The following is an 18999-nucleotide window of genomic DNA, read 5'->3' on the forward strand; positions in this document are numbered from 1 at the left end:
GGCTTCAGGAAAGGGCCGCCCCCATGGACCTGCGCCGGATGCGCTATTTCGCCGCCATCGTGGAGCATGGGTCCATCTCCCGCGCCGCCGAAGCCCTGCGCGTGGCGCAGCCGGCGCTGAGCCTGCACCTGAAGCGGCTGGAGGAGGAGCTGGGCACCCAGCTCGTGCTGCGCACGCCGCGCGGCATCGTCCCGACCGAGAACGGCCGGCGGCTGGCGCAGCGGAGCGCCGCCCTGATCGAGGAGATCGAGGCCCTGCGGGCGGAGGTGCGCGGGCTGGAGGCCGAGCCCGCCGGCCCGGCGGTGGTCGGAATCCCGACCTCGCTCGGCCCCCTGCTGACCGTGCCGATGGCGATGGAGGTGCGCCGCCGCCATCCGGCCGTCCAGCTGCGCATGGTGGAAGGGCTGTCCGGCCACATGCTGGAATGGCTGCGGCTGGGCCAGGTGGATTGGGCGCTGGTCTTCGGGGACGAGCCGGCCGGAGGGCTGGAGACCGAACCGGTGGTGCGGGAACGGCTGGGCCTCGTCGCTCCGCTCGGCGATCCCCTGCTGGCGGGCCGGGACAGCATCGGCGTGGCGGAACTGGCCCGCCTGCCCCTGATCCTGCCGGGCCGCCCGCATGGCGTGCGGGAGGAGACCGAGCGCGCCGCCCGGGCCGCCGGCGTGGCGCTGAACGTCGTGCTGGAGATCGACGCGCTGGAGCAGATCAAGTCGCTGGTCGCGGAAGGCGCCGGCTACACGGTGCTGTCCGCCCGCGTCGCCCGGCACGGCGCTGACGCCCCGCGCCTGACCAGCCTGCCCATCGCCGCCCCGGCCATCGAGCGCAGCATCCAGCTCGCCCACGCCGCCCACCGCCCCCTGCCCCTGGCCGCCCGCGCCGTGCGGGCCATCGCGCGGGAGCAGCTGGCCGCGCTGACGGTGGAGGGGCGCTGGCGGGAGGGGTAACTAGCCTTTGATTAAATTATATAAAATGCCTATTTAAAGCAGTGTTTGGCCCAGCTATATAGCGATCATTTGTCGTATGAATTTGAAAGAAATTGTTTCTGGTTGTTGCCCCCTTAACCTTCCATGAGGGACTTTTGCGATACCGCCTACCTATCTATTAAGAACATCATCACTATGACTGTCCTTATTGGCCTCAATATATGACCCTTTAACCCCGGACAATCTTGGATAAACGATGGCTATGTAATCTATTAACATTTGCGCAGACTGGACAGCATCAAGCACGCTTGTGTATGGAAGAGGGGAGTAATGTGGCGCTTCTCGAAATGCGGGTGGCACATTTTCTGGCACGAAAACAAAAAACTCCCCTGCCTCGCTCTTAATAACTTTTATTCCTGTCAAGCCCTCAACCCACACATTTGTATTCATTTTGCTTTTCCTGCCTGAGTATAAGGTCCTTCATAAAGCATATGTGTTTTGGCAAAAGAATGTTACACAAAACACAGGAAATTTCTACCCTCCTTTACCGCTCATACGATCCTCCCCTACCGCCGCTCGAACCGCGTCACCGGACCCGCCGGTTTCGCGTGGGCGTTCTCCTCCTTGACCAGCAGGTCCTCGGGGTTGTCGGCCTCCTCGTCGGTTTCGTTGTCGAGGTGGCGGCGCATGCGCTCGGTGTCGAGCGCGCCTTCCCATTTCGCCACCACGACGGTAGCGACGCCGTTGCCGATCAGGTTGGTCAGCGCGCGGGCCTCCGACATGAAGCGGTCCACGCCGAGGATGAGGGCGATGCTGGCGACGGGGATGGTGCCGACCGAGGCCAGCGTGGCCGCCAGCACAATGAAGCCGCTGCCTGTGACGCCGGCCGCGCCCTTGGAGGTCAGAAGCAGCACGCCGATGATGCCCAGCTCCTGCGCCAGCGTCAGGTCGGTGTTGGTGGCCTGGGCGAGGAAAATCGCGGCCATCGTCAGGTAGATGCAGGTGCCGTCCAGGTTGAAGGAATAGCCCGTCGGGATGACCAGGCCGACGACGGACTTCTCGCAGCCGAGATTCTCCATCTTCGCCATCATGCGCGGCAGCACGGATTCGGACGAGGAGGTGCCGAGCACGATCAGCAGCTCCTCCTTGATGTATTTGATGAACTTCAGGACGCTGAAGCCGGCCATGCGGGCGACGGCACCGAGCACGAGGAAGATGAAGATCAGGCAGGTGGCGTAAAAGGCCAGCATGAGCTGGCCGAGCGAGACCAGCGTGCCGACCCCGTATTTGCCGATGGTGAAGGCCATCGCCCCGAAGGCGCCGATGGGCGCCACGCGCATGACGATGCCGACGATCTTGAAGAAGACATGCGCCGTCTGGTCGATGATGCCCAGCAGCGGCCGGCCCCGCTCGCCCAGGCTGAACAGCGCGAAGCCGAACAGCAGGGCGAAGAACAGGACCTGGAGGATCTCCCCCTCGGCGAAGGCGCCGACCACCGTGGAGGGCACGATGTGCAGGATGTAATCGACGAAGCCCTGTTCGGACGCCTTGGCGGTGTAGCCGGCGATGGAACCGGCGTCGAGCGCGTTGACGTCCACGTTCATGCCGGCGCCGGGCTTCCACAGATTCACGACGAGCAGCCCGACCACCAAGGCCAGCGTCGTCATGACCTCGAAATAGATCAGCGCCTTGATGCCGACGCGCCCGACCTTCTTCATGTCCTCCATGCTGGCGATGCCGTGCACGACGGTGCAGAAGATGATCGGGGCGATCAGCATCTTGATGAGCTTGATGAACAGGTCGCCGAGCCATTTCAGGCTCTCGCCGAACTGCGGATAGAAATACCCGACCAGCACGCCCAGCACGATCGCGCACAGCACCTGGACATAGAGGTGATGATAGATCCTCGACGGCTTCCGGCCGTGCGGCGCGGTCGTGCTGGCGGGCTGCATGGCGTCCCCGGAATGCGTGCGGTTCTGGAGGGGGCGTGGACGGCAGCCCGGCAGGGCCGGGCAGCTTCTCACGTCACGCTCTCAACCGGGGGACGCCGCACCGGTTCCTCCGTCCCGACGCCGACCCGCGGCTACGGCTAAGGGCAGGCGTACAGCGCCAGGGGACGGCCGGGCGGGCCGGCCAGTTCGGCGAGCGGGCGGCAGGTTCCCCACGAACAGATGCGGTAATCGGCGGTGAAGCCCGAATTGGCGAGGGTCAGCCGGTCGAGCGGCGGCAGCTGGGGGCGGTAGACCCAGGCGCCCTCCACCAGACGCGCGCCGTCCGGCACCTCCATCCCCGCCCCGCTTCCGCGCACCCGCGCCTCCACGAGGCGGAGCTGCCCACCGGAAATGCGCCAGTCCTCCCGCCACTCGATCCGCTCGACCGAATGGGTCCAGGCCAGGGAAAAGGCGTCGCCGGGGAGGCGGGCCAGGGGCGGACCGCCGGCCGCCTCCCCCGGCCCGGCCGCCGCCAGGGCGATGCAGAGGGCCGCGGCCGCGCTCACGCGGCCCGGTCGGCGGGCGCACCCGCCGGGAGCCTGCGCGTGCGCCACCAGTGGAAAGCGATGAAGGCGGCCGACAGCGCGAGGCCGATCTCGTCGGTGATCGGCAGGGCGACCACCAGAAGGAAGGCCGCCGCCGTGGCCCAGAGCCGCTCGATCACCGTCAGCCGCCCGCGCAGATAGCCGATGGAGGCCGCACCCCACAGTCCGATGGAGATCAGCGCCTTCACCGTCACGTAGGCCGTGTCGGTAAGATCGCCGGCCTGAAGCATCAGGCTGGGCGCGTAGACCGCCATGAAGGGCACGACGAAGCCGGCGATGGCGATGCGCAGGCATTGCAGGCCGATCTTCAGCCCGCTCGCCCGGGCGATGGGCGCGGCGGCGAAGGCGGCGAGCGCCACCGGCGGGGTCAGGTCGGCCATGATGCCGAAGTAGAAGACGAACATGTGGCTGACGATCAGCGGCACGCCGAGATCGAGCAGCGCCGGCCCGACCAGCGAACTGGTGATGATGTAGTTGGGGATGGTCGGGATGCCCATGCCCAGCACGAGGCAGGTCAGCATGGTCAGCACGAGGCTGAGGAACAGGCTGCCTTCCCCGATCGACACGATGACGCGCACGAAGTTCGAGCCCAGCCCGGTCAGAGTCATGGTGCCGATGATCACGCCGACGAGCGCACAGGCGACGCCGACGCTCAGCGCGTGGCGGGCGCCGTCGGCCAGGCTTTGCAGCGCGAGGTCGAGCGTCGCGCGGCCGCCCCGGGTGAAGAGGTTGACGGCGATCAGCGCCGCGATCAGCGCGTAGACCGCCGTGATGCCGTATTCGAAGAAGGCCGAGGCGGCGAAGCCCAACGCAACCCAGAAGAGCATGCGCAACGCCATCGGGCCGAGCAGCGCCGTGACCGAGCTTCCCAGCACGATCAGCACCGTCAGGCCGAGGCCCACCGTGCCCGCGAACAGGGGCGTGTAGCCGGAGAAGAGGAGCCAGACCAGCACCGCCAGCGGCAGCACAAGGTACCATTTCTCGCGGATCGCCTTCAGCGGGCTGGGGCAGTCCTCCTTCGGCAGTCCCATCAGGCCCAGGCGCCCCGCCTCCAGATGAACCATCCAGAGGACGGTCGCGAAGTAGAGAATCGCCGGGATGATGGCCGCCTTCACGATCTCCGAATAGGGGACGTTGATGGTCTCGGCCATGATGAAGGCGACCGCCCCCATCACCGGCGGCATGATCTGGCCGCCCATGCTGGCGGTCGCCTCGACCCCGCCCGCGAAGGCCGGGCGGTAGCCGAAGCGCTTCATCAGGGGGATGGTGAACTGGCCGGTCGTCACGACGTTGGCGACGCCGGAGCCGTTGATCGTGCCCATCAGCGCCGAGGAGACCACGGCCACCTTCGCGGGACCGCCGCGCTGGTGGCCGACGGTGCCCATGGCGACGTCGGTGAAGAGACCGATCATCCCGGCACGTTCCAGGAAGCTCCCGAACAGGATGAACAGGAAGATGTAGGTGGAGGACACGAAGGTCGGCGTGCCGTAAATGCCCTCGGTGCCCAGGAACATCTGGTCGATCACCTGGTCGAAGCCGTAGCCCCGGTGGTCGAGCGGTGCGGGCAGATACTCGCCGAACAGGCCGTAGGCGAGGAACAGCGCGCAGATGATGGGAAGCGCCAGCCCCATCATGCGCCGCGCCGCCTCGAACACCAGGGCGAGGGCGGCCATACCGACCAGGATGTCGGCGGTGCTGGGATCGCCGGCCCGCATCAGCAGGTCGTGTTCGAAATACAGGTGGTAGAGACTGATGACGAACCCGGCGGCGCCGAGCGCCCAGTCGAGCCAGAAGGGGCCGCCGCGGCCGCCGCGGAGCGACGCGCACAGCCCGAAGGTCAGCAGCAGCAGGAAGCCGACATGGAGCGACCGCACCACCAGGCTCGACAGGGGCGTGTAGGAGGCCGTGTAGACCTGGAACAGCGAGAAGGCCACGGCGATGGCGAAGATCACCTTGCCGATGCCCGTCGCCCGGTCGGGAGGACCGGCGTGCAGCGGGTTGCCCGCGGCACCTTGGCCGCCCGGCTGGTGGACGGCGTGCTGAAGGGTTTCGGCGTCGGCCTCGGCGCCGCTTGGGGTGCCGGCTTGGGCGTCGGTCTGGGCCGCCATGCGGCATCACTCCGGAAACATGCGGGAAAGGGGCGCCGAGAAAGCGCGGGGTACTGCCATCACGGGCGCCGCCCCCGGACGGCTGGTCCGGGGGCGGGCCGCTCCGGGTCCGGTCAGCGCAGGACGCCGACTTCGCGGAAGTACTTCTCGGCGCCGGGATGCAGCGGGATCGGCATGCCCGTCGTGCCGTTCTCGCGCTTGATGTCCTTGGCGGCGGCGTGGGCCGACGCCAGCGTGCCGAGATTCTCGTACATGGTCTTGGCCATCTGGTAGGCCAGCTCGTCGCTGACGCCGGAGTGGGTCACCAGGAAATTGACCACGGCTGCGGTCGGAACGGGCTCCTTCTGGCCCTCGTAGGTGCCGGCGGGGATGGTTTCCGAGACATAGACCGGGTTGCCGACGCCGGCGACGACCTCCGGCGGGATCGGCACGATGGTGATCGGGTTGGTCGCGGCGAGATCGCGGATCGAGGCGACGCCGAGCCCCGCTGATTGCAGCGTGGCGTCGATCTGGCGGTTCTTGACCAGCTCGACCGATTCCGCGAAGGGCAGATACTCGACCTTGCCGAGATCCTCGTAGGTCAGCCCGGCGGCCTTGAGGATGGCCCGCGCGTTCAGCTCGGTGCCGGAGCGCGGAGCGCCGACCGACACCCGCTTGCCCTTGAGGTCCTGCAGGGTCTTGATGCCGCTGTCGCCGCGCGCGACGATCTGGATGTAGTTGGGATAGATGTTGGCGAGCCCGCGGATCTTCGTCAGCTTGCTCTTGAAGCCGGCCTCCTCGTCCCCCGCCCAGGCGGCGGCGACGGAATCGCCCAGCGAGAAGCCGATCTCGCCCCGCCCCTGCTGGAGCAGGTTCAGGTTCTCCACCGACGCCTTCGTCGCCTGGACCGAGGTGCGGGCGCCGGGGATCTTGTCGGCGTAGATCTTCGACAGCGCGACGCCCATCGGGTAGTAGACGCCGCTGGTGCCGCCGGTCAGCACGCCGACGAACTCGTCCGCCCTGGCGGACCCGGCGCCCGGAACCGCCGCGCCGACGGCCATGACGGCTGCCACCGCCGCAAGGAGCATCCTCCTCATCCTCAACCTCCCCATTCATGGTTCTTCTGCTTGACCATGAGGAGGGTAATTGTCGCTGACGCAAATTGCCAGACGGAACGGCAATCCGTGACACCGCGCAATCCTCGGTAGGCCCGGGGCCGCCCAGTCCGGCCAGGCCCGGCTCAGGCCCCCGCCCCGCCGTCAATGAGGTCGCTGCGGCCGATGCGCTGGATGGAGACGGCCAGCCGCGCCTCGTCCTGGCGGATGGCGCGGAGCGTGCGGACGGTGAAGTCCACATGGGTCTCGGCGGCCGCTCGCGCCGCCTCCGCCTCGCCGGAAAGGACGGCGCCGGCGATGGCGAGATGCTGGTCCAGCAGCGCCTCGCGCACGCCGGGGCGGGTGTAGAGCTGGGCGCGGTTGTAGAAGACGTCGTTGCGCAGCAGGGTCGAGAAAGCGCGCATGGTGTGGAGCATGACGCGGTTGTGCGCGGCCTCGTAGACGGCGAGGTGCAGGTCGGCGTCGGCGTCGGCCTCCTCGCTGTGGTCCTCCTGGGCGTGGGCGGCGCGCATGCGTTCCAGCACGGAGCGGATCGCGGCACGGTCCAGGTCGGTGGCGCGGCGGGCGGCCAGTGCCGCGGCCGTGCCCTCGATGGTGCCCCGGAATTCCAGATAGTCGAAGGTGGTCTCGGGATGCGACTGGAGCAGTGCGGCGAGCGGTTCCATCAGGGGGGTCAGGAACTGGGCGATGTGGGTGCCGGACCGGCCGCTCACCAGCAGGCCGCGCTGCTCCAGCTTGGTGATGGCGTCGCGCAGCGACGGGCGCGAGACGTCGAGCTTCAGGGCCAGCTCGCGTTCGGGCAGCAGCTTCTCGCCCGGGCGCAGCACGCCCTCCAGGATCAGCCGCTCCAGATGCTCGGCGATGGCGTCGGCCAGCTTCGCCGGCTTGATCGACTGGTTCATGCCCTCCGTCCCCGTTCCGCTGCCCGGTCCGCCCACGATGCGCAGGCGGCGGCCGATAGGCAAGCCGATTTGCCAAGGAAGCAGCTGGTAAAATCTTTTGTCCGTCACTAATCTGTTGGGGAGACGGACAGAGGAGCAGCAAGGGCATGTCCACCGCACCCGCCACCACCGGCACCGGCACCGGGACGATCCCGCGGCCGGACACGGTCTATTATTTCGGCACCTGCCTGGTGGACCTGTTCTACCCCGACGCCGGCATGGCCGGAATCGAGCTGCTGCAGGCGCAGGGCCTGCGCGTCGTCTTCCCGCAGGGGCAGAGCTGCTGCGGCCAGCCGGCCTACAATTGCGGGCACCGGGACGAGTCCCGCAAGGTCGCGCGCGCCCAGCTCGACCTCTTCCCCGAGGACTGGCCCATCGTCGTGCCGTCGGGCTCCTGTGCCGGCATGATGAAGACGCACTATCCCGACCTGTTCAAGGGCGACCCCGATAGGGCCAAGGCGGAAAAGGTCGCCGGCCGGGTGTGGGAGCTGACCCAGTTCCTGGTCCAGGTGCTGGACGTGAAGCTGGAGGACAAGGGGGAGCCGGTGCGGGTCACCTGGCACGCATCCTGCCATTCGCAGCGCGAGATGGGCGTGCGGGACGAGCCGAAGGCCCTGCTGCGCCAGCTCGGCAACGTGGAGCTGGTGGAGCTGACGCGGGAGCGGGAATGCTGCGGCTTCGGCGGCACCTTCGCGGTGCGCCACCCGGAGATCTCCGCCGCGATGGTCGGCGACAAGATGTCGGACATCGAGGGCACGGGCGCCTCGACCGTGGTGTCGGGCGACTGCGGCTGCCTGTTGAACATCACGGGTGCGCTGGAGGCCGCGGGCAAGCCGGTGCGCGGCACGCACATCGCCGAATTCCTGAAGGAGCGGACCAGTGGCCGTTGAGAACGTGAATTTCGCCGCGGCGTCCAGGAAGGCGCTCCAGGACCCGCAGCTGCGCGCCAACTTCCGCCGCGCCATGGACGGGCTGGTGACCAAGCGCGCCGCCCAGTTCGCCGACGCCAAGGAATGGAACGGCGTGCGCACGCTGGCGGCGTCGGTGCGCACGCGGGCGCTGGCGAAGCTGCCGGAACTGCTGGAGCAGCTGGAGGCCAACCTCACCCGCAACGGCATCCAGGTGCATTGGGCCTCCACGACCGACGAGGCGAACGCCATCGTCCTCGACATCATGCGGCGCAACGGGGCCACGCTCGCCGTGAAGGGCAAGTCGATGGTGTCGGAGGAGATGCACCTCAACGCCTTCCTCGAGGAGCACGACATCGAGGTGGTGGAGGCGGATCTGGGCGAGTACATCGTCCAGCTCGACCGCGAGATGCCGTCCCACATCATCATGCCGGCGATCCACAAGAACACCAAGCAGATCGCCCAGCTTTTCCGCGAGAAGATCAAGGACGCGAAGTACACCGAGGACGTGGGCGAGCTGACCGACCTCGCCCGCCGGGTGCTGCGCCGCAAGTTCGCCACCGCCGGCGTCGGCATGTCCGGCGTCAACGTCGCGGTGGCGGAGACCGGCACGCTCTGCCTCGTCGAGAACGAGGGCAACGGCCGCATGTGCACCACCGTGCCGCCGGTCCACATCGCCTTCATGGGCATCGAGAAGGTCGTGGAAAAGCTGGAGGACGTGGCGCCAATCCTCAGCATCCTGCCGCGCTCGGCCACGGCGCAGCCGATCACGACCTACTTCAACATGATCAGCTCCCCCCGCAAGCCGGGCGAGAAGGACGGGCCGCGCGAGATCCACGTGGTGATCCTCGACAACGGCCGCTCCTCCATCTACGAGGACGAGGAGCTGCGCAACACGCTCCGCTGCATCCGCTGCGGCGCCTGCATGAACCACTGCCCGGTCTACACCCAGGTCGGCGGCCATGCCTACCAGGCGCCCTACCCCGGCCCGATCGGCAAGATCCTGATCCCGCAGATCGAAGGGCTGGAACGGCGGGGCGAGATGCCGCACGCCTGCACCATGTGCAACGCCTGCGTCGAGATCTGCCCGGTGAAGATCCCCATCGTGGAGATCATGGGCCGGCTGCGCACGGAGGCGGTCAAGAAGGGCGGTCACGTGAAGGGCGCCGGCGCGCGGGCGAGCGCCAGGGAGGACGCGGCCTGGAAGGGCTGGGCCGCCATGTATTCCTCCCCCCTGGCCTACCGGATGGCGAGTGCTTTGATGGCGAAGCTCGGCAACGCGGCCCCGGCCAGCCTGCCGCTGCTTAAGGAATGGACCAGCGCCCGCGTGAAGCCGCGCTTCGCCGGCCGCACGCTGCACGAGATGGCCCGCAAGAAGGGGATCCCCGATGCCTGACGCCCGCAACAGCATCCTCTCCCGGCTCCGGGCCTCGCGCGACGCCAACGGCATCGCCCCCCAGGCGGCCCCGCCGTCGGACTTCACCCCGCTGGCGGAAAAGAAATGGGACCCGGCGGAGCGGCTGGACCGCATCCGCCGGCTGATGGAGGCGGTCCACACGGAGTTCCTGGAGACCACCGAAGCGGAGTGGCCCGCCGCCGTGCGCGGATTCCTGGAGAAGGAAGGCCTGAACAGCCTGCTCTACGCCCCGGCGACGGAGGCGGGCGCGCGGCTCGCCGCCGAATGGGGCGAGGGCGGGCCGGAGCTGGTGCCCTATGACCGTCCGGTGGAGGAGTTCAAGGAGCGGCTGTTCGACGGGGTGGACGCCGGCGTCACGACGACGCTCGGCGCCATCGCCGACACCGGCAGCCTGATGCTGTGGCCGAGCGCCGACGAGCCGCGGCTGATGTCGCTGGTCCCGCCGATGCATCTGGCGCTGCTGAAGGCCGACGCGCTGTACGACAGCTTCTGGCAGGTCCTGCGCGAAAAGCGCTGGGCCGACGGGCTGCCGACCAACGCGCTGCTAATCTCCGGCCCCAGCAAGACGGCGGACATCGAGCAGACGCTGGCCTACGGCGTGCACGGGCCGAAGCGGCTGGTCGTCGTGGTGGTCCGGTAGGACGGCCCGACGCAAGGCCGGCTTGACGCCTGGGGCCGCGGGGCGTAACGACTCCGCCCACGTCAACACCCCTGACAGGAAGGCAGCAGCATGCCGATTGCGACGCGGCGCTTCGGGCGCACGGACTGGACCGTTTCGGAGATCGGCTTCGGCGCCTGGGCCATCGGCGGCTCCTGGGGCGGCGTGTCCGAAGAGGATGCCAAGCAGGCGCTGCACGCCGCACTCGACGCCGGCACGAGCTTCATCGACACCGCCGACGTCTATGGCGACGGCCGGTCGGAGCGCATCATCCGCGACGTGCTGAAGGAGCGCGGCGGCGAGCGGCCCATCGTCGCCACCAAGGCCGGCCGGCGGCTCGACCCGCATGTGGCCGAGGGCTACAACCGCAAGAACCTTGAAGCCTTCATCGACCGCAGCCTATCCAACCTCGGCGTCGAGACGCTGGACCTCGTCCAGCTCCACTGCCCGCCGACCGAGGTCTATTACCGGCCGGAGGTGTTCGGGGCGATGGATGACCTCGTCGCCGCCGGCAAGATCCGCTTCTACGGCGTGTCGGTGGAAAAGGTAGAGGAGGCGTTGAAGGCCATCGCCTACCCGAACGTCGCCTCGGTGCAGATCATTTACAACATGTTCCGCCAGCGCCCGGCCGAGCTGTTCTTCGAGCAGGCCGCGAAGCGGGACGTCGGCGTCATCGTGCGCGTGCCGCTGGCGAGCGGCATGTTGACTGGCAAGCTGACCGCCCACTCCTCCTTCGAGGCCGACGACCACCGCAACTTCAACCGCCACGGCGAGGCCTTCGACGTCGGCGAGACCTTCAGCGGCGTGCCCTACGGCGTGGCGCTGGAGGCCGTGGAGGCGCTGCGTCCGCTGGTGCCGCAGGGTGCGACCATGGCGCAGGCGGCGCTGCGCTGGATCCTGATGGAGCGGGCCGTGTCCGTCGTGATCCCCGGCGCCAAGACCCGCGCCCAGGCCGAAGCCAACGCCGCGGCGAGCGGCCTCGCCCCGCTGCCGGCGGAGACCATGGCGAAGGTGCGGGACATCTACGACCGCCTCATCGCGCCGCACGTCCATCACCGCTGGTGAGGGGCCGGGGGCGAAGTGCGATTGGCGAAGCTCCTAAGCACCTGAAACAGGTGGCGCCGGCATACCCTTGCGGGTAAGCCGGCGCACTATCCATCCGACAGGAGCGGCCAAACCTCAGCGAATGTTCGTGTTGGAAGATTTCGTGAGAGCGTCACGGGAAGTGGAAGCGGGATCGACAACCATCTGGGCTGGATCGGTCGGCAACCCAAGTTCTGCCGGGGGCGTCATATCCTTTTCGAAGATGTCATTAGCAATTGCGATCCCCAGAGGAACGCCGCCGATGGGAAACTGACCCTCCTCCCCACTTCTTGTGCCGGTCGTTTTATAATTGACAGCCTTTGAGTCTCTGTAAACCGTTGATCCATCCGGATTGGTTGTTTCAATGACGTCCTCGGATGCAAAAGCATCAAAGCGCCAATGCACGCCCAGGAACACGCGGCTGGCGCCATTCTCAAGGATCGCATCCCAAAGACTTTCAAAATGGCGGACCACGCGCGTCCGCACATCACCGGGTTGATCCTGGATGGGCGTGTCCTGACTGTAGGGCTGATGCAGATCGCGACTGATGCCGTTGAGTTCGTCCGAGACGAACGCAAAAGCGATCTCGTCAGGCCCATTTGCGTCGAATTGCAAGTCGCGCTCTTTTTTGTAAAACAGGCGGGTTATTTGGAAAGCGGCTGCACCAAAGGTGGCGTGCCCCGACGGATAGGCCGGGAAAGGTGGCTTGAAGGAGATCTTGTTCGTGTTTGTTTCAGGCGCGCCGAGCGCCTCCCAGAACGGATCGGCATCCTTGTCCAGTTCCTTTTTTCTTCCGTTCTGTTGTTGTGCGCCCGGCCCCGACGCGGCATCGTGCTCTCGGACGCCAGTGAGCGGACGCCAGTACTCGAAATGGTATTTTTCTCGCCACGCGATACGCCCGGCATCCGCCATCGCCACGTTCACCAACGCCAGAAGACGCACGAACTCGGCGGTTGTCTTCCCAGGGGCGGCGTCTGCCTTAACTTGGCTCCATGCGATCTGCCGGACGATCTGATTGTACAGGCGAGGCGGAGTGCCGATCAGGTTTGCTCCGTCATAAGCCCAGAAGAGAGCTGCCACCGTCTGATCGGCACTGCGCACCGTCTTCGGACGCCCGGGGGCGCCGCCGAGCGCCACGACCTCGCGGACCGCCTCCTGGTATTCATCATCATCCTTCGGTGGATCGGCGAGTTTATGCTGTTGATGCGTCGCGAAGGGACGCGTCGTCGTGCCGTAGAAGGGACCGTGATACATTCTTACCGGTTTTTCCGGTCCGGAGGGATTGTTGGGATCGACGGGCAAGAGCCGGACAGGATTGAGAGGTTCGTCCCGGAAGAAGAAGCGCCCGCTCTTGGGTTCGTATCGGCCGGAGTCGGCCCCCGGCTCACCGGGCCGCACACCCAAGATTTCGAGAATTTTCCTGGCGACCCTTGCCCCGAACCGATAGCTCACCGAGAGTGTATCGATATGTTTCGGGTAGTTGTCGATTTGATTCTTGAGATGCGCAAGAAGGGTATGGTTCGCGAGAACCGAAATGCCCGCCCCTCCGCGAGAATAAAGATCATCCAGGACGGTGATGGCCGCCCCCGCCATGGCCTGTTCCGCGTCCTCCGCTGTCTCGCCCGCGTCCAGCACCGGTTCCAGGCCGGGCAAATAGGGTTTGTATCCTTTATCAATGGCGAAATAAGCGTCGTGGATTGCCAAATGCAACAGGCCTAGCGCCCGAGAACTCATTGTCGGTCCGGTTTGCGGTCCATTGAGCGAATGAGTCACCCTGTTCATTTCCAAGGCCACATGGTTCCAATAGAATATAGGGTGCTTATTGAGTTCAGAAGGCTCTTCAGAAGTGTAAAGCGGCAGCATGTTCACATCCTTTCATTTTGATCAGCAAAATGCTTCCAAAGGAGCGACACAGATTTGATTTATTTGCGCAGAAGATTCTCAGAGTCCATTTCCATTCTGGAAATGCATACAAATGAGCGCATTTCTTCCCGCGCCTTTTTTACGCTGCCACCGATCAAACTGAAGATCAAGCCTTCATCTTTCTACATGCTCCGGAAATGCTCGCTTGGATCTGTTCTTCAGCGGCCACATAAGGCAAAGAACCACTCATATCAATGGCACCCCTCACCAATGACGGATTTTTTGTTTCTGTATGTTGGTATTTTTATTTCCATGGCCGGAACAGCTGTGCCAACTGCGCTTCCGCAGTCTCTCGGATTAGAAGATGATGCTTTCGCGGCCGGATTGAACCGAGAGGCTAAAGGGAAAGACGCATCTGCAACGTCGAGAAACCACGAAAGGGCATATGAATGGTGCGGTGGCTGACATCGCATCCCTGGCGAGCAGAGACCGAAGCCGAAGCCGCGTATTTCAAGGAGCGAATCGCTTGCATCATGCCAATGCTTTGATTTCCGCACTTTCGGCGGAAATCTTGCCCGTCCCATTCATGTCAGCCCTGGGAGCAGGTACGTTCTTCGAAACCCTTACAGAGCCAAAAGGCCACATGACACGCTTGAATGGCCAAGGAGGGATTGTGCGCGCCAATTTCTGCACCGATCAACACAGCCGGGGCCGCTGACCATGGGCCGTATCCTTTTCGTGAGCGGCGCGCCGCCGGACGGGCTGGCCGGCGGGGTGAAGGTCGTCCACCGCCATGCCGAGCTGCTGGCCGGGATGGGGTTCGACGCCTGGGTCGTGGCGCCACTGGGGCGGCCGGTCTGGTTCCGCTCGCGCGCGCCGCTGCTGGACGGGAACCGGCTGCGCGTCGGGGCGGAGGATGTCCTGGTGTTCGGGGAGGAGATGGACCGCGTCTTCACCGCGGCACTCGCCCTGCCCGGCCGGCGCGAGCTTTACTGCCAGAACCACCATTACCTGCTGCATGACCGTCTGGGGGAGCGCGGTCTCGCCGAGGCCGGCTTCCACGGCGTCTACGCCGCGAGCCGGACCATCGAAGGCTTCCTGGAGGGGGTCATGCGCTGGCCCGGCGCCGACGTCGTCGTGCCGCCCATCGACCCGGCCCTGTTCCGGCCGGGGGCCAAGACGCTGCGCATCGCCTGTCTGCCGCGCAAGCTGCCGGAGCAGGCCGCCTTCATCCGCGCGGTGTTCCGGCGCATGAACCCGGATCTCGCCGGGATCGAGTGGGTGGAGATCGCCGGCCGGCACGAGGAGGAGGTGGCGGAGATCCTCGCCGGCTCCGCCGTCTTCCTGTCGCTCGCCCGCCGGGAAGGGCTGGGCATGGCGGCGCTGGAGGCGATGGCCGCCGGCTGCGCCGTGGTGGGCTTCCACGGCATGGGCGGGCTGGACTACGCCACGGCGGAGAACGGACGCTGGTTCATGAGCGACGAGGCGCTCTCCTGCGCCGCCGCCCTGGCCGAGACGGTGCGGGGGCTGGAACGCGGCGACCCGGCCGTATCCGCCATGGTGGAGGCCGGCCGGGTCACGGCGGCCCACTACGCGCCCGGCCGGGTAGAGGCCCAGCTCCGCGCCCATTTCGGGGCGCGCGGCTGAGGGTTCGCGGCTTTCCTTACGCCTTCCCTTCAGGGCTCACCGTGCCCAGGCGCGCCTGACGCCGCCAGACCATGGCGAGCAGGACCCCGACGATGCCCATGAACAGGGAGAAGGCGGCGATGACCGACCGCGTGCCGTCGAAGCTGGCGGAAAACACGCTCACGGCCAGTCCGGCCAGGGGCTGCGACAGGTTGTTCAGCGCGATGATGACGCCCGTCGTCTTTCCATAGTCCTGTGGAGGGATCACCTCCTGGCGGGCGCCGCGGATGTAGACGTTGAACATCTTGTCGAAACCGATGATCAGCAGGAAACCGGCGGCATAGAGCCATGGAGCCGTCGCCAGGGCCGTGAGCAGCCCGCCGCACAGGACCAGCGCATAGGACCACGCCCCCAGCCGGGACAGGGACGCGGCGCTGTTCGCGACGAAGACGAGGATGAGGACGGTGGCCACCGCCCCGGCGGTCTGCAACGCGGCGTAAGTGAACTCGGTCCCCCCGTGAAGGCCGGTCACCATGGCGGCCGAAGTCGCCAGAGTCACGCCGATGACCAAATTCAGCGCCGCCGCCAGCAGGACCAGCCCTTTCAGCCTTGGCCGGTGCAGGATGTGGAGGAAGGGCGTCTTGAACGCCTCGAACCAGGGCCCCGGCTGCGCTGGCAACGCGATGTTTGGCTGCGCCGCGCGTTGCCAGCCGGCCAGCGCGGCGTCCGCGGCCAGGAAGACCGCCGCCGTGCACAGCACCACCGTCTCCCAGGACAGCAGCACGAACAGCAGCGACGCGGCGAGGGGGCCGAGGATCGTGCCGAGCTGGTCGGCGATCTGCGTGTAGGACAGCACCTTCTTGAAGGGTTGGGCGGAGAAGACCTGCGGCAGCATGACCTCGCGCGCCATCACGCCCTGCGTGGTCATGACGCCGCAGACGGTGGACAGCGCGATCAGCCAGCCGATCCCGCCGGACAGGGCGTAGGCGCCGACCCCGCCGACGCAGACGGCGGCCCGCAGGATCTGGCTGACATGGAGCAGCCGCAGCGGGGACAGCCGGTCGCACAGGACGCCGCAGAAGGGGAAGGCCACGAAGCGCGGCAGGAAGGAGGAGAGGAAAAAGGAATGGTCGCTCGGGCGCATGGGCCATCTCCTGGGGGCGCCGTGCGGCGACGCCCTTCCCAGGCTGCAATAGCACGGAGCGTCCCATGCTCCACCCCCAAAGAGCGGCTGCGTTCGATCCCGTGCGCGTCCTACCGGTGGTGCCGGAGCCGTCCGGAGATCAGGACGGCCTGCAAGGGACGCGTTCCGCTCCGGCAGCCTGCCGCTTCAGGAAGAGATGACGCGCAATCGGTTCCAGCGTATCGAACACGTCCTCGTTGGTCAGGCCGTCGCGGCGCAGCAAGCTCTGCACCGCCGGGTCGTCGAGGAGGGAAACGACGCGGCGGCGCCAGGGCTGGTGGGGTCGCTGTGTGGTCATCGTGCTCTCCCTTGTGGATGCGCTCCGGACGGTGCCGGGCCGCTGTGGATGGTTCAGAAGGCGGGGACCCGGAAGCCCTGCGGGACAGGCAGGACCCGGCGGGCCGGCCCGCACCGCATCAGTGGGCTTCGGGGCGGAGCCCGGTCACGGTACCGGGGACTGTGGCGGCTGCGGCACCGGGAGCGGCGACCACGGCGGAAGCCTGGACGGGTGCGGCGACCGGCAGGCCCAGCTCGCCGCGGGCAAAGTTCAGGAACCGCTGCGCCTTGGCCTCGTCGCCCAGCCGGTAATAGCCCTCTGAGGTGTTGAGGCTGATCACCGCGGACTCGCGGTCGTCGCGGTCGGTGATCGCGGAGGCGTTGTTGACCACGGCGGCGCGGGTCTCGCGGAGCTGTGCTTGGAAGCCCTCGGCGGCTTGGCTCAGGCCGGAGGCCAGGAGGGCGGCGGAGAAGGCTGCAGTGGCGAGGAAGGTCTTCGTGTTCATGATGTCGTCTTTCCTGTTCGGGTGCCCGATGACGTATACGCCACGATCCTGTCGCGCGCGATATTCGCGTGCTGTCGAAAGGTGCGTGGCAGCCATGCAGGATCATCATGGGCGATCTTATCGTGAGCGATTTTAATGGCGGCTTTCCGGCCCGCACCCCTGCCCCAGCGCCTGTTCGTCGTCGGCGTCATAGAAGATTCCGCCTACCGGTAATATTCCTGGGACAAGACAAGAGAAATTTCCGCCATCACCCTCCGATAGAAAGTCATGGCGGCAACTACCCTGCGCAGGCTTACGCGGAAGGTCATATTTCTGCGCGCCATCTAGCTTGCCCCGGAAGGCTCGTGATAAAGCGGTAAGACTTGGATTTCGGCCGCGCAGGTCCGGGATTTTAGCCAAGGGAATCCTATGGTTTGCGGGTCTGCGCGTCTTTCTGATTTCGATTTGCCTGTAAAGGTTGCGTCGCCCCGGCGGGGCACGGTGCTGGATGTTGAAAACGGGCCGGATGGGGCCCGGTGTTTGGGAACCATCTTGGGAAACGTGGGCGCCTGCAGACGGCGCCCGGCTGCAAGCGGAATGGATGCACGATGACGGCGACGACGGTTGATGCCCTGGATCCGAAGACCCTGCTCCTGGCGTTGCGGCAGTTCCGCAAGGGCGATTTCTCCGTCCGGCTCCCGCTCGACCTGACCGGGCTGGACGGCGAGATCGCCGGCGTCTTCAACGACGTCGTCGAGATGAACGACAACCTGACCAAGGAGGTCAGCCGGCTCAGCGTCGCCATCGGCAAGGAAGGCAAGATCAGCCAGCGTGCCAAGCTCGGCAACGCGTCGGGCGGCTGGGACACCTGCGTGGACAGCATCAACACGCTGGTCACCGACATGATCCAGCCGACGACCGAGATCGCGCGCGTCATCGGCGCCGTCGCCAAGGGCGACCTGTCCAAGAACATGGCGCTGGAGATTGAGGGCCGGCCGCTCCAGGGCGAGTTCCTGCGCACCGCCAAGAACGTCAACACCATGGTGGAGCAGCTCGTCTCCGTCACGTCCGAGCTGACGCGCGTGGCGCGCGAGGTGGGCACCGACGGAAAGCTGGGCGGACAGGCACAGGTGAAGGGCGTTGCCGGCACCTGGAAGGACCTGACCGACAACGTCAACATGATGGCCGCCAACCTGACCGGACAGGTGCGAAACGTCGCGGAGGTGACGACGGCGGTCGCGAAGGGCGACCTGTCCAAGAAGATCACCGTGGACGTGAAGGGCGAGTTCCTGGAGCTGAAATCCACCATCAACACCATGGTGGATCAGCTCAACAGCTTCGCCTCGGAAGTGACGCGCGTCGCGCGCGAGGTGGGCTCGGAGGGCAAGCTGGGCGGCCAGGCGCGGGTGGAGGGCGTGGGCGGCACCTGGAAGGACCTGACCGACAACGTCAACATGATGGCGGCAAACCTGACCGGCCAGGTGCGAAACATCGCGGAGGTGACGACGGCGGTCGCGAAGGGCGACCTGTCCAAGAAGATCACCGTCGACGTGAAGGGCGAGATCCTGGAGCTGAAATCCACCATCAACACCATGGTGGACCAGCTCAACAGCTTCGCGTCCGAGGTGACGCGCGTCGCGCGCGAGGTGGGTTCGGAAGGAAAGCTTGGCGGTCAGGCGCGGGTCGAGGGTGTGGGCGGCACCTGGAAGGACCTGACCGACAGCGTGAACATGATGGCGGCCAACCTGACCGGTCAGGTCCGCAACATCGCCGACGTGACGACCGCCGTCGCCAACGGCGACCTTTCGAAGAAGATCACCGTCGACGTGAAGGGCGAGATCCTGGAGCTGAAATCCACCATCAACACCATGGTGGACCAGCTCAACAGCTTCGCGTCC

17 protein-coding genes are annotated in these 18999 nt (G+C 66.4%); 8 read left to right on the top strand and 9 right to left on the bottom strand.

The window, feature by feature from the left end; genetic code table 11:
* The first annotated feature begins 23 nt into the window (after positions 1–23).
* Positions 24–944, top strand: coding sequence for a LysR family transcriptional regulator (locus JUB11_RS09165; RefSeq protein WP_207458215.1), 921 nt, complete (start codon positions 24–26; stop codon positions 942–944).
* Between the two features lie 545 nt (positions 945–1489).
* Here JUB11_RS09165 and JUB11_RS09170 read toward each other — a convergent pair.
* The 5 genes from JUB11_RS09170 to JUB11_RS09190 all read right to left on the bottom strand — a co-directional run bounded on the left by JUB11_RS09170 (position 1490) and on the right by JUB11_RS09190 (position 7563).
* A complete protein-coding gene (locus JUB11_RS09170) occupies positions 1490–2875 on the bottom strand; it encodes a dicarboxylate/amino acid:cation symporter (protein WP_207458216.1) in 1386 nt (461 codons plus the stop codon).
* Positions 2876–3012: 137 nt separating this feature from the next.
* Entirely contained in the window at positions 3013–3420 is a 408-nt protein-coding gene (locus JUB11_RS09175; RefSeq protein ID WP_348771397.1) for a DUF1850 domain-containing protein, read from the bottom strand.
* Complete coding sequence (locus JUB11_RS09180; RefSeq protein WP_207458217.1) at positions 3417–5567, bottom strand: TRAP transporter permease; 2151 nt, start codon at positions 5565–5567, stop codon at positions 3417–3419. The genes JUB11_RS09175 and JUB11_RS09180 overlap by 4 nt, the downstream gene beginning before the upstream one ends.
* 113 nt (positions 5568–5680) lie before the next feature.
* Positions 5681–6643, bottom strand: a complete 963-nt coding sequence (locus JUB11_RS09185) for a TAXI family TRAP transporter solute-binding subunit (RefSeq protein ID WP_207458218.1) — start codon at positions 6641–6643, stop codon at positions 5681–5683.
* 143 nt (positions 6644–6786) lie between these two features.
* Complete coding sequence (locus tag JUB11_RS09190) at positions 6787–7563, bottom strand: FCD domain-containing protein (RefSeq protein ID WP_207458275.1); 777 nt, start codon at positions 7561–7563, stop codon at positions 6787–6789.
* 146 nt (positions 7564–7709) lie between these two features.
* Here JUB11_RS09190 and JUB11_RS09195 point away from each other — a divergent pair, with 146 nt between their 5' ends.
* The 4 genes from JUB11_RS09195 to JUB11_RS09210 all read left to right on the top strand — a co-directional run bounded on the left by JUB11_RS09195 (position 7710) and on the right by JUB11_RS09210 (position 11650).
* Entirely contained in the window at positions 7710–8492 is a 783-nt protein-coding gene (locus JUB11_RS09195) for a (Fe-S)-binding protein (RefSeq protein WP_207458219.1), read from the top strand.
* Entirely contained in the window at positions 8482–9906 is a 1425-nt protein-coding gene (locus JUB11_RS09200; RefSeq protein ID WP_207458220.1) for a LutB/LldF family L-lactate oxidation iron-sulfur protein, read from the top strand. Before JUB11_RS09195 ends, JUB11_RS09200 begins: the two co-directional genes overlap by 11 nt.
* On the top strand, positions 9899–10567 hold the full coding sequence (locus JUB11_RS09205; protein WP_207458221.1) for a lactate utilization protein: 669 nt from the start codon (positions 9899–9901) through the stop codon (positions 10565–10567). The genes JUB11_RS09200 and JUB11_RS09205 overlap by 8 nt, the downstream gene beginning before the upstream one ends.
* A gap of 90 nt (positions 10568–10657) precedes the next feature.
* Positions 10658–11650 carry an aldo/keto reductase gene (locus JUB11_RS09210; RefSeq protein WP_211112475.1) on the top strand — a complete coding sequence of 331 codons (993 nt, stop codon included), beginning with the start codon at positions 10658–10660 and terminating at the stop codon, positions 11648–11650.
* 114 nt (positions 11651–11764) lie between these two features.
* Here the strand turns inward: JUB11_RS09210 and JUB11_RS09215 are convergent, their stop codons facing one another.
* Complete coding sequence (locus tag JUB11_RS09215) at positions 11765–13531, bottom strand: vanadium-dependent haloperoxidase (RefSeq protein ID WP_207458222.1); 1767 nt, start codon at positions 13529–13531, stop codon at positions 11765–11767.
* 54 nt (positions 13532–13585) lie between these two features.
* Here JUB11_RS09215 and JUB11_RS09220 point away from each other — a divergent pair, with 54 nt between their 5' ends.
* Positions 13586–13996, top strand: a complete 411-nt coding sequence (locus tag JUB11_RS09220; RefSeq protein WP_207458223.1) for a hypothetical protein — start codon at positions 13586–13588, stop codon at positions 13994–13996.
* A 255-nt stretch (positions 13997–14251) separates the two neighbouring features.
* Positions 14252–15178 (top strand): glycosyltransferase, encoded by a 927-nt coding sequence (locus tag JUB11_RS09225; RefSeq protein WP_207458224.1) that lies wholly within the window; start codon positions 14252–14254, stop codon positions 15176–15178.
* Positions 15179–15194: 16 nt separating this feature from the next.
* Here the strand turns inward: JUB11_RS09225 and JUB11_RS09230 are convergent, their stop codons facing one another.
* The 3 genes from JUB11_RS09230 to JUB11_RS09240 form a co-directional block, all read right to left on the bottom strand.
* Positions 15195–16301, bottom strand: coding sequence for an MFS transporter (locus JUB11_RS09230; RefSeq protein ID WP_207458225.1), 1107 nt, complete (start codon positions 16299–16301; stop codon positions 15195–15197).
* 139 nt (positions 16302–16440) lie between these two features.
* Positions 16441–16638 (bottom strand): hypothetical protein, encoded by a 198-nt coding sequence (locus JUB11_RS09235; protein ID WP_207458226.1) that lies wholly within the window; start codon positions 16636–16638, stop codon positions 16441–16443.
* 118 nt (positions 16639–16756) lie between these two features.
* Positions 16757–17122 (bottom strand): hypothetical protein, encoded by a 366-nt coding sequence (locus JUB11_RS09240; RefSeq protein WP_207458227.1) that lies wholly within the window; start codon positions 17120–17122, stop codon positions 16757–16759.
* 587 nt (positions 17123–17709) lie between these two features.
* On the opposite strand from JUB11_RS09240, the gene JUB11_RS32680 reads away from it, so the two are divergent.
* On the top strand, positions 17710–18999 hold a 1290-nt coding region (locus JUB11_RS32680), incomplete at its 3' end, for a HAMP domain-containing protein (RefSeq protein ID WP_247886943.1).

It is taken from the genome of Azospirillum sp. SYSU D00513, from assembly GCF_017356015.1.
Lineage (GTDB): Bacteria > Pseudomonadota > Alphaproteobacteria > Azospirillales > Azospirillaceae > Azospirillum.